The following is a 17,196-nucleotide window of genomic DNA, read 5'->3' on the forward strand; positions in this document are numbered from 1 at the left end:
TCCTTCTGTGCGGGCCGCCGGATGGTAGCCGGTTGCGGTCGGTCAAGATCGGGTTCTGGTCAAGGGGTCAGCCCGCGAGCAGCAGACTCGCATCCCATTGGGTGATGGGCGTGGCGTTGGTGGTGGCGTGTTGTGCGAGGAGCACACCCGCAGCGCCGGTGAGCAGGCCTGGTTCGTCGGGTGGTCCATGCAGCCTGAGGTAGGTGTGCAGCTGTGCGTCGAGGACGGGCAGCAACGTAGCGAGGCTGTCGTCGGCGGCGTCGACGGCGGCACGCCTGGCGGTGTGCAGGAGCCCGGCCCAGCCGTGGCACAGCGACGCGTCGCTTAGCTGGGCGAGTTGGCGCTGGTCGGTGATACAGCCGGCAAGTGCGGTTTCGGCGGCGCGCTGGCGGGCGGGGTCGTGCAGCGCGATGGCGGCTAGCTGCTGGGCGCGGGCGAGACCGGGGGTGCCGTAGCACCAGGAAGGCCGTTGGGGTCCGGATGCTCGCGACGCGTTGGTGTGGTGTTCGGTGCGGGAGATCATGCCTGGCCACCATGTGTCGTGGCCGGTTCCGACGCGCCAGTTGTCGAGCCAGTCGAGCAGGTAGGTGATCGCCTCGGTGTGTCCGGGCACGGTGATGCCATGCCGGTGCGCGGTGGCCAGCAGTGCAAGCGGACCGGCAATGCCGTGGGCGATGCCGAGGTTGGCGTGTCCGCCTGGCCAGTCGCGGCTGATTCGACCACTGGGGCCGTCGCTGCTCCACCAGCCGGGCAGCTGCTCGCCGTCGGCGGTGACGGGTTCGGTGAGGCGCACGAGGTAGGCCAGGACATCGCGCAGCAGTTCGGGTCGGGTGTTGCGGTGCAGAAGCACGGCGCCAAGTCCGGTGAGGCCGCTGATCAGGTCGAACTCTCGCAATCGTGGGAGGAGCCCGCGGTTGATGCGATCGTTCGCAGTGCGCAGGCGATGAACGGTGATGGCGGCGAGGTGTTCGTCGAGCGCCCGCAAGGTCGGCGCGTAAGCAGGTTGGTGAGCAGCGTGCAGGGCGAACGCGACGGCGGGAACGCCGTGGAACAGTCCGGCCGTGTCTGGGTCTGCGGTGACCTTGTGCTCTGTCATGGCGCGGACCCAAGTACGTGCCATGTTCCACTCGCCAGTACCGGCGTGGACGCTCTCCAGGTGCAGCAAGGTGATTCCGGCAGCACCGGAGGCAAGGGACTGTCCCCAGTACTGAGCCGGTTGAGTGGGTGGGATGTGCAGGTCGGCGAGGTTCATGCACCGGCCTGCCGTTGCCGGGCGTGCAAGGCGCACGCGACGTGCCGGGCGATGCGGCGCAGTGCGTTCTCCGCGTCGCGGTCGATGCCGGCGACGCGATTGTGGTGCATGTGCAGGAGCGACTCCAGCACGGCGTCGACATCGGTCCCGACGGGCAGCCGCTCCTGGTAGGCGGCGAGCGCGGCGGCGCGGTCCCGCCAGGTCTCGATGACGTCCCCGGTCCATCTGAAACGGTCGGGTGCATCTTGAGCAACGAGGCCGGTCGCCGTGGCGAGTACGGGACGGTCGGCCGCAGACGTTCCCTCGGGTACGGGTCGTGCGCGCAGCCAGTCCACTGCCGCCCCCAGATCGCCGAGGAACCCGGCCACGATGTCCACCATCCCGACCACCGTCGCGGCCGCGCGGTTCATGCCGAATTCGGCGGCGAGGCTTAGTTGGGCGGCCACCGCGGCCGAATCGGTGACGAACACGTTCTCCGCCGCGTCCATCGCTTCCCCGGCGCCGTAGCGGCCGGCCTCGGGCAAGTAGGTGTCGATGGTCAGACGAGCCGCGGCGCCGTCGGCGCGCAGTTGCTCTGCCCAGTCGCCGAGCGCGGCAATGACACGGGCGCTGGCGTCGCGCTCGGGTGTGGCCAGGCGCAGGCGTAGGTGGTCGGTCTCGTGTAGGCCTCGGTAGCGCACGAACCACCAGCGTGGCGAGGGATTCATGACGGACAGCAGCTGCGGAATCCGATCGGTGATGATCTCATTCATGCGACTGGCATGAGTGAACAGCTTGGCGTAGAGCCAGGTGCTGTTCGCCGAGCCGGGTATCTGACCGTGGCCGCCGGTGCTCAGTACGGGACTGGTCGCGACCGGCGGTGCCGGGACCGGTGGCCGGGTGCTGGCCAAAGGGACGGCGATCTCGTGGGCGTGGCCCCCGGCCCAGCCGAATACCTCGGGTGCGGCGGCCTCGCCGAGGATGGCGTGACCGCGCTGATGCAGGTGGCTGTGCAAGATCTCCGCATGTGCGGGCTCGTCGAGTGTGAGGCGCAGCGAGCGGTCGGCGTCCCGAAGCTCGACCTTGGCGGGGCATCTCCACTGCTGCCGCCACCGCGCGAGTTCCTTGGTCCACTGGTCGTTGCGGGGACCGGCAGGGAGATCGGCGATGTCAAGCCTCCAACGCGCCGGGCTGAGCACGGCGCGGCCGTACCGCACACGTGGTAGCACCGGAAGTAGCCCGGCGTACCGTCCCCAGTCGAACTCGTGCCACGCGACGCCGAGGCTGCGGGCGAGGTGTGCGAGGAACCGCGCCAGCGGGGGTGCCTGCTTGTCCAGGGCGAGCGCGTGGAAGACCTGCGGTTCGATCACCTGTTGGCGGCTGAGGCTGACCAGGTGCAGGCCGTCGCGGGTTGCGGTCACCGCGAGGTCATCCAGGTCCAAGATGTCGAGGCCGCTGTCTGCGGTGTCGTCGGCGGGATGAGCGCGATGCTCTCCCAGCGACAGCACGTGTGGCAGGTAAGCGGGTGTACGGCAGGCATTCTCGCCGGTGAAGTAGAGCGGCGGGAAGGACAGCTGGACCGGCTGAGCCTTAGCTGTGGTGGTCGGCACGGTCGCGTACACCTGCTCGAGACCGGATCCTGCTGCGATCGTGGTGAAGCGTGAGGTGAAGGTGCCGGCCGCTCGGGCGGGTGCGACGGTCAGGCTGTAGTCACCGCGCCGCAACGCCTCGGCGCTGGTGGCGTGCACGCGCGCAGCGACCTCAACGTGCGCCGGAATCCGCCGGGCCGTAGTCGGATCTCCGACTGTCAGCCGAGCGAGAGTGTCCTCGGTGAGTGAGACCTCGTCGCTGCCGTCAGTCCACGCGGTCCATGCCAACGCGAGCAGCATTTGCTCACGCTCAGACGGGGCTAAGGATGGCGGATTCATGACGCTGCCGGGGTAACCGTGAGGGAAACCCAGGCCTGCATCGGGGTTCACGACATCGGTCAACGGCACCAAGGTGCCGGTGCCGAACCGGTCGCAGAAGGCGATGTAGAAGTCACGCCAGGCCGGCTCCCCGGTGGGTTGAGCAGACAGACGCGCCAGTGCGGTGGCGGCGTGCTCGATGTCCCGCGCCAGGCGCTCAGGCAATTGCATATGCACGTCCAGGCGAAGATCGATCGCCAGTGGAGTACGCCCGGCCCTCGACAGCGCTCGCATGCGGGACGTGAGCGCCGACCTGACGACGCGTTGCTCCGCGCCGCCGATCGTGGGCTGGTTGTGGCGGTGTAGATCGTCCTGGACGCGTTCCAACTCGGTGAGGATCGTCGCAGCGCGAGGAATAGTCACCGCTCCGGCCATGTGCAGGTGGTCAACGAGGTGCGCCAGTGGGTCTACGACCGTCAAGGGCGCCCGGAGACTGGTGAGCAGAAACCTTTGTCGTACAAGGGAGTTGAGCATGCCGATGATTGTGTCGTCATTTATCTGCGGGAACATGTTGATCAGATCCGCGACGGACACCGGAGCGCGCGCGGCCCGGCGTACTGCCTGTACGGCACGGGTATCCGGAACACTGACCCGGTCGGATCCGCTGCGGATCTCGACGAGCCCGCCACGTATCGCAGCTAGGTCAGTGAACACGACATGGAGCCGTGCCAGCAGTTCAGGACAGGCCTCCAGCTCATCGATAACATCTGCGAGCCACATCGCCTCCGCACGGGCGTAGGCGTGATGCTTTGTCCCCCATCGTGATTCGGTGGCCGGGCCGCCGACGGTCACCGGTGCGACTCCGGCGAACAGGCCGAACGGCGTCTGACGGCCCGTGAGCCGTAGCAGATAACGCACCACCGTAAGCGTGATGCGCCTCAATTGCTTGGGCGGCAAGGCCTTGGTGTTGGCACGAAGCGCGTCAAGATGGGCGACGAGTCCAGCGCTTGCGTGACGGATTGCGTCGGCGAGGTCCGATTTCTCATACACAGCAAGCAACCAGATCCGGCATTCCTGCGGATCAGACGGGTCTGGCCACCACTCTGGAACGTCGCTGAGTGGTGCCGCCGTCGCGCGCATCAGGGCCACGCCGCAGTTCCGGTAGGACGCTTGCCTAAGTGTGGTCATCCCCAGCCTCGTTCATCGTTGGATGGGACGGCTGACGCCGGCGTCGCCCGTGCCAGCCGTCCGGGGTCAGATCAGACGGTGCTGATGCAAGACGACGCGCACGAGGGCGCGCACCCGTCGTCGGTTGCGCAAGCCATCGGGACACTGGTGGCAGCGTCACTGGTGATCTGCAAGTCGAGGTCGAAGTCCGCTTCTTGGACCTCGGGCATCGTCAGAACCGACATGTGTTGTTCCTCCATGAACTCGTGCGTGTGATGCAGGGATTGCTTGATATACAACGGTTGCGGCGACCTGTCAGCGGTACCGCCACGGCGGTGAATGCGCCTCCTTTTCTTTGGAACCTCCATATCCTTGGTGGTATTTGCGCCTCAGGCTCTAGGCCGACCTGATAGGCGGCTAGTCCCCCGTGGGCAGGTCGCACGAGCTGTCTCATGCCGTTGGCGTCGACTCCGAAGGCGTGGGCGACCTCCGACGGCTGGCGAGTGAGCCAATACGTGCGCCACCTGCTTCAAAGAGCAGACGCAGCCTCTGCGATGAGTTCCATCGACTCGCCATCGCTGAGCGCCAGGTTTCGCGACGCCGTGAACCGCTGCGCCACCTGCTCGATCCTGAGAGGCTCCTCCACGTACTCGCACCGCAAGAACGTCTCGAAGTAGACGACATCGTCGTGCTGGCGATGCGGGAAGCTCAGCCATGTGAAGGAGCAGCCCATCGCCGGGTACACCTCCGCCGCCCGCGGCACCACTCGAATACTCACGTTCGTCTGTTCGCTCACCTCCATGAGACGAAGCAGCTGCGCCTTCATCAGTCGTGGCCCACCCACGACCCGGTGCAGCACCGCCTCCGGGAACACCGCCTCGACCGCAGGCGGATCGTTGCCATCCGACCGCGATGTCCACGACTCGCGCACCTGCGCCATCAACGAGGCTTTCAGCGGGTCGTCCTCAAACGTCGCTGCAACCGTGTAGCCGCCAAGCTGGAACACGCTTGGCACCATGTCCGCGGTGAATGTCCGTAGCAGCGTTGCGTCAGCTACGAGATGGGGGAAGTCCGCCGCCGGGTCGAAGAGCTCGGGTTCCGGTCGCGCGATCATCCTGAGGTTCGCAGCGCGTTGGGACTGGGACACCACGAACTGCCAGTCGGGCGTCGGCACTTTGTAGACGTATCCCAACGCCATGATGTCGACCGGTGCGGAAGGCTGCATAGCGTTCTCCATCATGGACAACTTCGCGCTGCTGAACCCCACACGTCCGCCCGCCTCCGTGAGACTGAGTTCAAGCGCCTTGCGCCAACGGGCCAACTGCCGCCCAACGGCTCGTTCAAGCGCTGTAGCCCGGAAATCCTTAGGCATGGCGAGGTCGCCTTCTCACGACTTGGCGTAGTCCTGCGGGGACTGGCCTGTAGCAGCAACGTCCTGCTCTGCAGCGGAGACGTACAGTCCGGCCTTGAGAGCGTCCTCTCGCTGCTGCATCAGCCGCACCTGGTCGAGGAGAAAGATCCCGACGGTCATCAGGACCGCAAAGAGTGCGCACCCCACCCAGTTCCGCGACGTGGCTGCCAGAAGGAATCCGCCAGTTCCACCAACCACAAGCACAGCGAGGATCACAAGTGCCGATGACCGAGGCACGTGCCTCGGCCCGAAGCCCACTCGGCGATCGACCTCGTCCTGGACAGCTCGCCACAGGTCGCGGTTTTGTTGGCGGCCCTTCTCGATCGCCTCGCTCAGTTGCGTTGCCACGGCCTTCACGGCGGCGGCGTCCAGCACGCGTGCTCCAACCTCGGTCATCACTCGGTTCACCTTCGTACTCGGGATACAGCGACGTGTGTGTCCTACGGCAGCCCCACAGGGCTTCCTCGCTTACGACGGCGGGAAGGGTTCGCCCGGATCAAATTGCACCGTGCCGTCCGCATCGCCGGCCTCCTGGAGACGCACGCACCGGCGGACGATCAGATCCATCGACTCGCCTTCGTCCAGGCTGATCTTGCCTAGTGCCCTGGCAACGTCCTCATATCCGTCGACTGCCTCCTTCTTCTCGACGAAGAGGCTGGAGTTCTCGGTCTCCGTCCATACCAGCGACCCGTACTTCGGGAACTTCAGCTGGGTGAAGGGACCAGCCATTCCCGCATGCGCGCCCGCTGCCACAGGCACGATCAGGATCTTGATCTTCTTCCAGTTCGCCATGAGCATGAGGTGCTGCAGCTGGCCGATGTGCTCTTCTGGTTCACCGATTCGAACATGCAGCGCAAGTTCGTGGATGTAGAAGGTGCAGTCCAGATCATTTCTGAGCAGGTTTTGCATCTCCTGCAGTGCACACAACCGCTCCTCCAGCTCATCGGCCGACACGGTGGCGGACGCGGTCAGCAGCACACGCATGTAATCGGCCGTTCGAAGAAGAACTGGTACCGCGTGCAAGTGCCAACCGATCAGAGTCTCGGCCGCAGCGAGGTGGGTGAAGGCAGTGCGTGACCGGACCGGCACGCACCTGCCGTGCAGCTGCCACCAACCCGACTTGTCCCTCTCTGAAAAGAGTTCGAGGAGATGATCACGCTCAGCGGCCGGCACTCGGCAAACGCCTAGCAACAGCGCGACTTCGAGCCTGCTGACACCTCCCCTGCCGGTCACCGCGTCCGAGACTTTTGCCTCGTCCCAGCCCAACAGGTCGGCGAGCTCACGGGCGCTCATCCCGGAGTTCGCGATAGCCGCCCGCATGCCTTCACCGAACTCACGGCCACGGACAGTAGAGATCCTTCTTGGCATAGCCGAGATCCTTGCTTGGTACGAGTACTGCGAAGTGGTGCAATTCAGTCCTCAGAGGACTGTCTTAACCTGTGTCGCCGAGTGCTCCAGCAGGTACGGTCCCGTGTTGTCGCCTCCGCTGCCCCAAGCGCGAGGTGAACCTTGAGGAGCATCCGGCACGGCACCGACACCCTGCGCCAGAACGGGCCGCTGCGGCACTTTGCGCAGCTGCCGTTCTCATCCGGCAGATGCTCCTCAACGAGTTCACGCAGTGCGGCCACCAAACCCGGAACTTCTCGCCTCATGATCGGCAGGGCGGATGTGGCATCGCCATCGATGGCGACTCGTTGCACGAGATCAAGGTGATCATCGAGACGCTTCCGCAACTCGGCGAACAAGACCAGGTTGCCCATCGCCGATCTCCTCCCGCCTAGCTCGCTCGACGCGACTGTTCTGCCGTCGCTTTCGGTTGTTCGACCACTACGCGGCTTGGCCGTTTCGAGAAGGCCAGGCCCACGGCGGCACGGAACGCGAGGAGCCCTTGTTCCGCGGCGTTGACTTCCTTGCAGTCCAGCGTCGAGGTGACGACCACTGCAGCTCCGGCCAAAACCGTGGCTTGCGACAACGTCAGGTTCACGACAACAGAAACCGTCACGTCCACCACCCACCCTCATGCGTTCGCATGCACATCGGCGAATGTTCATTCACCGCCAGATGCCCTGTTCAGCAAAGCGGGAACGGGCGTCCTTCGAACAGAGCATCAAGTGCGCAGAACCGTCGCAGAGCGTGCGCGTTTTGTGCGCATATCACCCTTGACCTGCAAGAACGCGCATCGGCTACCGTAAGGTGAAGAAGACCGGGGAGGTACGTCGATGAACCCCAAACGCGACATGTTCATCGCCGCGTGCAAGCGCGCTGGCTATAGCTCCATCGAGGCCTTGGCCGAGGCAGTCAGGGTTGACCGTTCGACGGTCGCGCGCTGGCGCTCCGGGCAATCTCCCCAACATGCACAACGAGTCAGGCTCGCCGAGGCGCTCAACATCTCTTTTGCAGAGCTTGATGAGCTGTTCGACGGGAGCGCTTCACCGGTGTCTGCTGCGGTGGCGATCATCTGGCCGGCGCAATCCGCAGCTCAGGAAGACCTCCTTGGACGGCTGGACCAAGCGCGGCTGCTCGTCGATCAGACGCTTTCGAAGGGACTCGGTTCGGTGGAACGCCTGGGGCTGATCGAGGAACGAGTCGGCGACCGGATCGACCGCTACACCCACACTCCACCCACTCAGGTGCTTGCTGAGCTGATGCCGGATCTCCTTGAAGTTCAAGAGCTCGCGGAGCACCGGCAACCCGCAAAGGTGCAGGAGCGACTGTCCACAGTGACGGCTGCACTCGGGCTGTTGAGTGCCGACGCTCTGATGAAACTCGGAGAGATCGACCGAGCACGCTACTGGTACGGCACCGCTCGCCTCGCTGCCGATGACACCACCAACGGTCGTCTGCGGGCGCAGGTCCGCGCACAGGAGGCGATGCTCCCGTACTACTACGGGCGGCTCGAGCGCACTGTTTCCTTGGCAAGGGAAGCACAAGCGCTGTCCGCTGGCACGGTTTGCGGAGCCAACGCTCTTGCAGCGGCAGCGGAAGGCCGCGCCCTCGCACGGCTCGGTGACAGCACGGGGGCCGAGCGCGCAATGGCCACGGCGCAGCGTCTCGTCGACCAACTGGACACACCCTCATCCGACGCGGCGTTCGAGTTCAACGACAAGCGACTGCTGCTGTACCTGTCCGGGACACTCACCTACCTCGGCGAGTTCGACCGCGCTCGACACGTTCAGCAAGAAGCGCTGGAGCGCTACCGCAGCGATCCGACGCTGGTCATCGACCCCGCGCTGATCAAGCTGGACCAGGCGGTCGGCGAGGCCGTTCACGGCGATATCGACGACGCATGCACCCTCGCAGTCGACGCCCTGCTCAACTTGCCTGCGGACCATCGCACTCGAATTGTGCTCAGGCGAGCAACAGACGTTGTGCAGGCAATTCCGACGCAGCGGTGGGAACGTCCTGCTGTCAGCGAACTCCGTGAACTTGTGGCGTCGAAGAGCGGAACCTGATGGTGGTGGCCGGCCACGAGCTGCCGCACCTCACCGAATCCACCTTCAGTCCTGAACGCACCAAGCTCGTCGCGGTCGAGGCATGCCTGCGAGCAGGCCTCGACCCCGCGGGCATGGTGTTGCTCAGGCACCAGACGAACGCGGTCTACCAGCTGACCACCGCCCCAGTGGTGGTCAAGGTCGTGCGTCCAGGCATCCGGCACACCGAGGACGTGGTCAAGCTGGTGCAGTGGCTAGTCGAGCAACGGGTGCCCACGGTGACCCTGCTTGACATCGAACAGCCGATGCCTCTCGCAGGCTGTGCTGTCACCCTGTGGCACTACCTCCCACAGGACAGGCCGGTTTCTGCTGGAGACATCGCACGCCCACTCTTGTCTTTGCACAGCCTGGAATCTGTGCCGCTTGAGCTGCCGAAGCTGGATGCGCTCGGGATGATCCGGCACTCGATCGAGGCCAGCACCTTCCTCACCGACCCGGAACGGACAATGCTGGCCGAGATCCTCGCCGACGTGGATTCTCGCCTGCAGGCAGTCGAGACGAGCAAACCGCGCCTCATCCACGGAGATCCTCAGCATCGCAACACGTTGTGGTACAACGATGTTCGCAGAGCTGTCCTGTGTGACTGGGAGAGCGCGGTCTTCGGGCCTGTCGAATGGGACCTCGTGACCATCGAGGTCCACTGCCGCAGATTCGGGTTTGCGCCCGAAGAGTACGACGAGTTCTGCGAGCGCTATGGACGCGATATCCGCGCCTGGTCGGGCTACGAAGCGTTCAGGGACCTGCGTGAGCTGAGGATGATCACCACGAACGCACGGAAGTCAACGCCAGACACCCCACAGGCCGCAGAGGTCCGGCGGCGGATCGCCCAGCTCGGAGAACACACGAACGCCAGGTGGTTCATCCTCTGAGCACCGGGTTGAACGGTGGTCAGTCGATCAGGCTCGTGATCGAGTCGGCGAGATCGCCCGAGCGGTGCGGCGTCGAGCTGCACACCGTCGAGTGAACCTAGGCCGACGCGCCGCACGTTCATGATCTCCACGCCGCAGGGACTGACAGCTGCTGATCGCGATACCGAACAGCCGCGCCGCCAATCTGTCGGCAAAAAGTTGATGATCACCAGCGCGCCACACGCGTCCGACCGAACGTATGTGCGAATACGGTGATAGTTTTCGCGCCATGGATCGGCAGCTTCTCGAACCGTCCCAAATGGACGGCACGCTCACGTACGCGTACGACGGCACCGGCCAACGGGTAGCGCTCTTGCCAGCGCGATGCAAGCTCGGCCGGCACACTCTTGGCCATTCCCAGTTTCGAGCGGTCGTGCACGACGGCGAAGCCCATGTCAGCTGCCTGGCCTGCGCTACCGACACCGCCGATCACTCCTGGCGGCTGACCGCCACTGCACCCGCACCAGACCGAGCAGAGCTGTCCGAGGAGCTCTACTTCGATCTCGTCCGGAGCCGCTCGCAGACAGCGCTGACCTCGGGCAACGGTCGACGTGCTTAACAGCCCGTTCACCGTCTGGGAAGGCGACAGCGTGCACGGCCACAGAGCCGTGGTCACCGGCGTCTCGGTCCGACTGGACAGACTGTTCGCCCGCACGCCCGGCGCCGCGAGGCGCGTTATCGCTACCGGCCTGGACCTTGCCATTCCACGTGCTCCGCAAGCTCTAGCCGTCCGGTGATTCAGGTCGGCGCTGACGCGCAGGATTAGGCCGATCGGGTTACCTTCGATTCCCAGTGACTGTGCAACGTCCTGGGAGCGGAGGTCGCCATGCGCGTAGCTCACGACTCCGTTCCTGCGTGGATCGACCCGATGCTCGCCAAGCCCGATGGCGGCCGCCTGCGCGAGGGGCCGCAGTGGGCGTATGAGTACAAGCTGGACGGTTACCGCGTGGCGATGCGGATCGCCGCCGACGGCACCACGATGCTGACCAGCCGCAATGGCCTCGACCTCACTGTCGAGTTCGCCGAGTTGACCGGCGTGCTCACCACGGCGCTGCGAGGGCGCGCCGCGGTGCTCGATGGTGAGGTCGTGGTCTACAACGAGGCCGGCCAGATCGACTTCGGCCTGCTGCAGCAACGACGTGGCCGCTTCCAGAAGCACCGCACCGCCCGGCGCAATGAGCCCTTCACAGACGTCCCTGTTCGGTTCCTGGCGTTCGACCTCCTGCAGCTCGACGAGCAGCTTCTCCTGGAGCAGCCGTACGAGCAGCGGCGGCGCCGGCTCACTGAGCTGGCGATGCCCGATCCGTTCCGGGTGGCCGTGGTCCAGTCGTTCACCGGCGCCGAGCTGGCCGCCGAGCGCCTGACCCCGCAGCGGCTCCTCGAGCGCGTGGCCGCGGAGGGCCACGAAGGGCTCGTCGCCAAGCGCCTCGACTCCCCCTACATCCCCGGCAAACGGCCCGACTTCTGGTGCAAGCACCCGCTCGTTCAGACGCGGGAGGTGATCGTGTGCGGATGGCGGCCCGGTCAGAGCGGCTTCACCGGCACGGTCGGCGGTCTGCTGCTCGGCGCCCACGACCCGGACACCGGCGAACTGATCTACATCGGCGATGTCGGCACCGGCTTCACCCGGCAGGACCGCGACCAGCTGCGCGACCGGCTACAACCGTTGGAGCGGTCCAGCCACCCTTTCACAGCGACGCCTCCGCGCGAGGACGTCGTCCGAGCTCGGTGGGTGGACCCTGTGCTGGTAGGCGAGGTGCGGTTCCGGCAGTTCACCCGAGGCGAAGACGGCCGGCTGCGGCACACCGCGTGGCGCGGCCTGCGTGAGGACCGCGAGCCCTCGGAGGTGACCGCACCGCGACCTGGTCGCCCCAGTCCTTCGCCTGCTGCCCAGCTTCCCGAGATCAGCAGTCGCGTGACCGTGAACGCGGGTAGCCGCAGGCTCACTTTGTCCAACTTGGACAAAGCCCTGTACCCCGACGGCACCACCAAAGGCGAGGTCATCGCGTACTACAGCCAGATCGCGCCGATTCTGCTGCCGCACCTGCGTGACAGGCCCGTCACATTCGTGCGCTTCCCCAACGGCGTCCATGGACAGAAGTTCTTCCAGAAGAACACTGACGCGAGTGCACCGGACTGGCTGCTGACCGTGCCTCTGCGTGGCGGCGGCTCTCGGCGGGGAGCTGATGCCGATGAGGTCGTTCGCTATCCACTGCTTCACGAACTCGCCGCACTCGTGTGGGCCGCCAACCTTGCCGCGCTCGAACTGCACGTTCCTCAATGGACTGTCTCGAACGGCACACGTGACTTGCCGAACCGGCTCGTGTTCGACCTCGACCCTGGTCCTGGCACCACGATCGTCGACTGCTGCCGGGTGGCCGAGCGCCTGCACGAGGTGCTGGTCGCTCACGAACTTGTACCGGTAGCCACGACATCGGGCTCGAAGGGCATGCAGGTCTACACGGGCATCGAGACTTCAAGCGCGCAAGGTCCTTCTGCCTACGCGAAGACCATCGCGGTGGCCTTCGAACGGGAGACACCCCAACTGGTGACGGCCACGATGGCGAAGGCCCGTCGTGAGGGCAAAGTGTTCATCGACTGGAGTCAGAACAACGCTGCCAAGACCACCATCTCGCCCTACTCGCTGCGCGGCCGCGACGAACCGACCGTCGCCACACCGGTCACCTGGGACGAGGTTCGCAGCTGCCACAAGCCGGAGCAGTTGACGTTCACCGCGGACGACGTGCTCGATCGAATCTCAGACATCGGCGATCTCTTCGCTCCGATCGGACTGAATCGAGCACCGCTTCCTGAATGAGATCCCAACGGTGCGGTTCTAAGGTTTGTCGCATGGCCTGCGCCTGCGCGGAGAAGGCGATCAAGCTGTTGTTCGGCGCGGCGCGACGGTGTGCGTTTCCCGGCTGTGACGCGGCATTGGCAGTGCCCCCGGTCCGGGTCGTCGAACGAGTGACGAGGAGTCCTCCGCGTTGTGGACGTTGGCGCTCGAAGAAGGCAAGTCCTAGGAACTGATCGGTTGGCTAGTGTTGGCCGATGTCAATCATGTGGTCGCGCATCCATACCGAACTTGGACGGTCTCCGACGCCGCTGACCCATGACATGGTGGTGCAGGCGATCGCCCAGCGGGTTCGTGAGAACGAGGACCTGGACTGGAAGAGAGATCTGGCCTGGAAGCAGAAAAATCTGCCTCCAAAGGTCGTGGAGCAGAAGAAGTGGGAGTTCGCCAAGGACGTGGCGGCGATGGCCAACACGCGCGGCGGCCTGATCGTTTTCGGGGTTGACGAAGCGAACGAGGAAGCCACCGCGCTGACAGGTGTGCAGAACGACGAGCGTGTCCGTCAGTCCGTGCGGTCGCTGGCCTGGCAACACGTGAGGCCGCTGGTCGACGGCCTGCTGGTCGAACCGCTGAACGACGTTGCAGGAGGGCAAGGGCTCATCGTCGTGTCGGTGCCGGCCAGCTCGAACGCCCCTCACATTGTTGGCGAAAAGAACGAGATGGGTGTTCCGTATCGCGATGGCTCAGACACGCGTTGGATGACGGAGAGTCAGCTTGAGCGTGCATATCGCGACCGTTTTGCTCGGCGAGTCGACGATCGAGCAGCGCTCAGCGCTCTGATCGAGCACCTTGGTTCCGAGATCGACCTGGCCAACGGTGTGTGGGTCGCGGTGTCGGCGCGCCCGGCCGCGCTCACATCGCTTGCCGGGGAACGCCCGAAGCGGGAGCAGGTCACTGCGACCCACTTGCAGATGCTGGACCTGGCGTCGGAGATCCAGTCGACGGACCAGGGCCGGATATCGGTGATCGCTGAGCTGCCCAACTATGCCGTGATTAACCCGCGTGCAGGTCTGCGTCGCTGGGTGATGGTGTCGAACCCTCATGCGGAGGATCCCGCTGAACTGCCCGATTGGGGCCGTGTCGAGCTTCATCACGACGGCTCTGTGGCACTGGCTGTCGGCGCCGGCACCTGGATCCGCAGCGATGCGGACTTCATCGACGACGGCTCTGCCCATCGGGTTCCAGTCAGGGTGGTCGACTCGCTGCTAGTAGAGGCGGTGGCTCTCGTGGCTGCCCATGTCCGCAGCGTGGGGGGCGCTGGGACGACGCTGATCCGGGCGACATTCCTGCAGGACCCGACTCGTCCGTCCCGACCTTTGGTCGCGGTGGACAACAAGCGGGCAGGTCATTACTCGCAGAATTTTCATGTTATGCCAGGGACGAGAGCGATCCGCAGGCCAGTTGCTGTGGAGGCCGAGTTCTCCGCAGACGGCGATGCTGCCGCTTTGCGCGACGTCGCCCGACAGCTCGCAGACGACCTCGACCATCAGTTCGGCATGCGAGCGTCGACTATCCCGAACAACCTCTGAAGGCAGGCGCTTCGAGAACCCTCAGGTCCTTCTGGCGACCGCGGCGGCATGTCAGCTCGTGGGGTTCCAGCCCGGTCGATCCAGCGGGCCGCGCCTCAATGCGAAGGACCCGGAGATCGTCCGGCCAATCGAAAGCCACTTCCTCAGCAAGGGCGGCATGTTCAGCCACCTCAAGCCCGCCACCACGCTCCTGCGCGAACAGGTAGCGCTGGTTCCCAACCGCGGGCAGACCACTGACCAGGGCGGAGAACCTGTTCATCCGGCTCAACGGTCTGCTGCCGTTCTGACGCCTCATCAAGGTCAGGCCCCATCGCCAGCGAGATCACCGATGGCGGCCTGACCTTGAATCGCCCTCGCACCGCTCAGTCAGTGCGCGGTATGTCCGGCGGAAGATTCCGACCGATCAGGTCCTCGACCGCTCACCAATACATCGTGCGGTGCTCATAGGCGCCACGACCAGCCGTGCCCTGGCGACCAGGCTCCACTTGATGACCTGGTCGAGCGCGCTGGCCTGTTCAGGCTCCTTGCCCGCTTGCGGAGGGCGTGTCCAGTTCGTGTTTCTGCGGGATCGCCTCGTTGCGCGAGTTGCCGGGTACCCGGAAGTTCAGGATGTCGGCGATCTCCAACAGTTTGGTGTGGACCGAGGAGTCGTTGGCAAGTTCCTGTTGCTCCGGCGTGTACCAGGCGGTGTTCTTGTAGCGCTTCTGCGCGATCTCGTCGTTCGTGCCAACAACGGAGTCGCGCGCCTCCACCGATGGCGGGTGCCCGGACACCGCGGGGAAGACCTCCGTCTGCTCCGTTGCCGTTCTCGGGTCAAGAATGCCGGACATAGGCAGCGGAGAGGCGGGCCTGTTCGGCCGCAGCAAGCCGAGCAGGTGTTCGAGCTTGTGGTGGGCCTCGACGTTGAGCTGCTCGAGCTCGTTGTTGCGTCGCTGAACGCGGGCAGCGTGGTCCTCGGCCTTCGCCTTGTCTCGCTCGGCCTCGGCCAGAGCCTCGTCCGCCAACCTGAGACGAGCCGTCAGGTCCACGACATCGTCGACGTCCTCGGAGAGCAGGTAGTGCCGCCCGCGCTGGAGAATCTCGTTGCGAGCCCTCAAGTTCTCGACCTCGTAGCGCAGCGCCGGGACCGTCACATTCTGCAGGACCGCCAGCTTGGTCTCGTCGTCCTTGGCCTCGTCCGGATCGGTTAGCGCAGCTTCATCGGGCACCTCGCCGTGGAAGCCCCAGGGCCGCTTGCCCCGCAGCTCCGCCCAGTCCCATCCGAGGTCAGCCAATGCTTTGGCGCGCTTGTCCGCCGACGAGTTGCTCATCACCACGGTGATCACCCACTCGACCACCCACCACTCCGGGAAGTTGGGGGGAGAGCCGTTGATCTGCGAGTTGAGCGCCTCCCTGAAGTTCACCGGGTTGCGCGTGTTCCTCCCAGTCGCCCGTCCAGGGTTCACGAGATACGTGCGGGTGGGACGGGCGGGGTGCGCCATGCTGTACTCGATGAAGTTCGTAACGGTGCGAAACCGGTCATAGACGGCCTGCAGCAGCGGCCAGATGAACTCCTTCTCCGCGAGCGGCAGGTCACCGCCCATCTCCGCAGCGCAGGTCGGCCTCGGTCGACCAACCTGCTTTCCGGTGCCAGTCATCGCATAAACCCCTCGGAGTGCGGCGCGGAGAGCTGTCGATCGCCACACCGAGAAGGATCACCAGCCGCGCTGGGGGTGGTGTGACGGGGCAACAAGCATGCACTACCGCACCGGCACCACCTCACCGGGTCGACGACGACACCCGCGGCCGACAAGGAGTGATCGAACCCACATCAGGCACCCGTGCCGCACATCCGCACGCTCCCCGGCGGCATGTACGCATCGGTGAACGATCCACGGACTCGACCGGCACAGAGCAGGGCATTCCACCTACTGCACCATGGCGATAACGTCAGATCATCGGCGAAAACCCGAGGAGTCTGATGATTCCACGCCATAACGACAATTTGTTGCGCACCGCGCGAAATGCCGGTGACCTGGGCGCATTCCATCAACCTATAGGAATAGGCGGAGTTGGAGCGTCTCCACGTGGTTGAGATGTCACCCAACCGAAGAGATAAGGAGAGGGACCGAGTGCGACCTGAGTCCCCCTCCTCCTTTCACTACCCGTCGTCCCGTCCGGAAGCATTTAGGAGCAAGACACGGGGGTTTTTGGTACGCCCAAGAATCTAGCCCTGGACTGCCTCCACGCAACACTCTACCCCCTATGGGGGACATCCCATTTCATCCCAAGCCTCTGACCTGCAGAAACGCAAAATCATCAACCCTTGACATCCGGCATGAACGTGGGCTAAGGCGTCGACGAAACCGCCCTGGGACGAGCGAGGCTGGGAATGTCACGCCCTGCGTATCGCCGCGCCCGCCGGTCCGTTACCCGCCCCCCGATAGGTCGCGAGCATTTCCGACTAAGCAGCCGCTTTGCTAGTTGATCTTACGGTCGGCCAGTTCTTGTCCGCGAGTCAAGGCGTGGTCCGAGGACCAGATAGGATGTGCGCAACCCTTCGGGGTGCGAGCGATGAACGCCGGCATGCGACCCCGGCGCGCGACGCCCGTTTGTACCGTCCGGAAGCGCAAAAAGTGGGAGCGAAGGAAATGTTTCACTCGATCGTGCGATCGGGTCTGTGGCGCTGTGGCGCGCAGCTCGCGCGACGCCCGTACGC

14 protein-coding genes are annotated in these 17,196 nt (G+C 64.9%); 4 read left to right on the plus strand and 10 right to left on the minus strand.

What is annotated here, in order from left to right; genetic code table 11:
- Window positions 1–67: 67 nt before the first annotated feature.
- From ACWGE0_RS42890 to ACWGE0_RS42925, 8 genes are all read right to left on the minus strand, one after another.
- Window positions 68–1,252: a lanthionine synthetase C family protein gene (locus ACWGE0_RS42890; RefSeq protein ID WP_452266618.1), complete on the minus strand. Its 1,185-nt coding sequence runs from the start codon at window positions 1,250–1,252 to the stop codon at window positions 68–70.
- Window positions 1,249–4,326 (minus strand): lantibiotic dehydratase, encoded by a 3,078-nt coding sequence (locus ACWGE0_RS42895; RefSeq protein ID WP_452266619.1) that lies wholly within the window; start codon window positions 4,324–4,326, stop codon window positions 1,249–1,251. Before ACWGE0_RS42895 ends, ACWGE0_RS42890 begins: the two co-directional genes overlap by 4 nt.
- A gap of 71 nt (window positions 4,327–4,397) precedes the next feature.
- The gene (locus tag ACWGE0_RS42900; protein WP_452266620.1) at window positions 4,398–4,673 is read right to left on the minus strand and encodes an FxLD family lanthipeptide; all 276 of its coding nucleotides are present in this window, start codon (window positions 4,671–4,673) and stop codon (window positions 4,398–4,400) included.
- A gap of 161 nt (window positions 4,674–4,834) precedes the next feature.
- Window positions 4,835–5,677, minus strand: coding sequence for a helix-turn-helix domain-containing protein (locus ACWGE0_RS42905; RefSeq protein WP_452266621.1), 843 nt, complete (start codon window positions 5,675–5,677; stop codon window positions 4,835–4,837).
- A 15-nt stretch (window positions 5,678–5,692) separates the two neighbouring features.
- Window positions 5,693–6,115, minus strand: coding sequence for a hypothetical protein (locus ACWGE0_RS42910; RefSeq protein ID WP_452266622.1), 423 nt, complete (start codon window positions 6,113–6,115; stop codon window positions 5,693–5,695).
- Window positions 6,116–6,184: 69 nt separating this feature from the next.
- Window positions 6,185–7,084 carry a helix-turn-helix domain-containing protein gene (locus ACWGE0_RS42915; protein WP_452266623.1) on the minus strand — a complete coding sequence of 300 codons (900 nt, stop codon included), beginning with the start codon at window positions 7,082–7,084 and terminating at the stop codon, window positions 6,185–6,187.
- Between the two features lie 44 nt (window positions 7,085–7,128).
- Window positions 7,129–7,476 (minus strand): hypothetical protein, encoded by a 348-nt coding sequence (locus tag ACWGE0_RS42920; RefSeq protein WP_452266624.1) that lies wholly within the window; start codon window positions 7,474–7,476, stop codon window positions 7,129–7,131.
- Between the two features lie 17 nt (window positions 7,477–7,493).
- Window positions 7,494–7,724: a hypothetical protein gene (locus tag ACWGE0_RS42925; RefSeq protein ID WP_452266625.1), complete on the minus strand. Its 231-nt coding sequence runs from the start codon at window positions 7,722–7,724 to the stop codon at window positions 7,494–7,496.
- Window positions 7,725–7,935: 211 nt separating this feature from the next.
- Here ACWGE0_RS42925 and ACWGE0_RS42930 point away from each other — a divergent pair, with 211 nt between their 5' ends.
- Together ACWGE0_RS42930 and ACWGE0_RS42935 are read left to right on the plus strand one after the other, a co-directional pair.
- Entirely contained in the window at window positions 7,936–9,168 is a 1,233-nt protein-coding gene (locus ACWGE0_RS42930) for a helix-turn-helix domain-containing protein (RefSeq protein ID WP_452266626.1), read from the plus strand.
- Window positions 9,169–9,281: 113 nt separating this feature from the next.
- On the plus strand, window positions 9,282–10,076 hold the full coding sequence (locus tag ACWGE0_RS42935) for a phosphotransferase family protein (RefSeq protein WP_452266631.1): 795 nt from the start codon (window positions 9,282–9,284) through the stop codon (window positions 10,074–10,076).
- Window positions 10,077–10,281: 205 nt separating this feature from the next.
- Here ACWGE0_RS42935 and ACWGE0_RS42940 read toward each other — a convergent pair whose 3' ends face one another.
- Entirely contained in the window at window positions 10,282–10,509 is a 228-nt protein-coding gene (locus ACWGE0_RS42940) for a hypothetical protein (protein WP_452266627.1), read from the minus strand.
- 432 nt (window positions 10,510–10,941) lie between these two features.
- Between ACWGE0_RS42940 and ligD the strand changes: the two genes are divergently transcribed.
- Together ligD and ACWGE0_RS42950 are read left to right on the plus strand one after the other, a co-directional pair.
- Window positions 10,942–12,933: a DNA ligase D gene (gene ligD, locus ACWGE0_RS42945; protein WP_452266628.1), complete on the plus strand. Its 1,992-nt coding sequence runs from the start codon at window positions 10,942–10,944 to the stop codon at window positions 12,931–12,933.
- Between the two features lie 233 nt (window positions 12,934–13,166).
- Window positions 13,167–14,498: an AlbA family DNA-binding domain-containing protein gene (locus ACWGE0_RS42950; protein ID WP_452266629.1), complete on the plus strand. Its 1,332-nt coding sequence runs from the start codon at window positions 13,167–13,169 to the stop codon at window positions 14,496–14,498.
- A 515-nt stretch (window positions 14,499–15,013) separates the two neighbouring features.
- Here the strand turns inward: ACWGE0_RS42950 and ACWGE0_RS42955 are convergent.
- Window positions 15,014–16,081, minus strand: a complete 1,068-nt coding sequence (locus ACWGE0_RS42955) for a hypothetical protein (RefSeq protein ID WP_452266630.1) — start codon at window positions 16,079–16,081, stop codon at window positions 15,014–15,016.
- Window positions 16,082–17,196: the final 1,115 nt, after the last annotated feature.

The organism is Lentzea sp. NPDC054927 (assembly GCF_053610285.1).

What these genes read in the sequence shown, in the direction of transcription:
- ACWGE0_RS42890 (WP_452266618.1), bottom strand. Translation starts at nt 1,252, where the DNA reads ATGAACCTCGCCGACCTGCACATCCCACCCACTCAACCGGCTCAGTAC.
- ACWGE0_RS42895 (WP_452266619.1), bottom strand. Translation starts at nt 4,326, where the DNA reads ATGACCACACTTAGGCAAGCGTCCTACCGGAACTGCGGCGTGGCCCTG.
- ACWGE0_RS42900 (WP_452266620.1), bottom strand. Translation starts at nt 4,673, where the DNA reads ATGGAGGTTCCAAAGAAAAGGAGGCGCATTCACCGCCGTGGCGGTACC.
- ACWGE0_RS42905 (WP_452266621.1), bottom strand. Translation starts at nt 5,677, where the DNA reads ATGCCTAAGGATTTCCGGGCTACAGCGCTTGAACGAGCCGTTGGGCGG.
- ACWGE0_RS42915 (WP_452266623.1), bottom strand. Translation starts at nt 7,084, where the DNA reads ATGCCAAGAAGGATCTCTACTGTCCGTGGCCGTGAGTTCGGTGAAGGC.
- ACWGE0_RS42920 (WP_452266624.1), bottom strand. Translation starts at nt 7,476, where the DNA reads ATGGGCAACCTGGTCTTGTTCGCCGAGTTGCGGAAGCGTCTCGATGAT.
- ACWGE0_RS42930 (WP_452266626.1), top strand. Translation starts at nt 7,936, where the DNA reads ATGAACCCCAAACGCGACATGTTCATCGCCGCGTGCAAGCGCGCTGGC.
- ACWGE0_RS42935 (WP_452266631.1), top strand. Translation starts at nt 9,282, where the DNA reads ATGGTGTTGCTCAGGCACCAGACGAACGCGGTCTACCAGCTGACCACC.
- ACWGE0_RS42940 (WP_452266627.1), bottom strand. Translation starts at nt 10,509, where the DNA reads ATGGGCTTCGCCGTCGTGCACGACCGCTCGAAACTGGGAATGGCCAAG.
- ligD (WP_452266628.1), top strand. Translation starts at nt 10,942, where the DNA reads ATGCGCGTAGCTCACGACTCCGTTCCTGCGTGGATCGACCCGATGCTC.
- ACWGE0_RS42950 (WP_452266629.1), top strand. Translation starts at nt 13,167, where the DNA reads ATGTCAATCATGTGGTCGCGCATCCATACCGAACTTGGACGGTCTCCG.
- ACWGE0_RS42955 (WP_452266630.1), bottom strand. Translation starts at nt 16,081, where the DNA reads ATGGGCGGTGACCTGCCGCTCGCGGAGAAGGAGTTCATCTGGCCGCTG.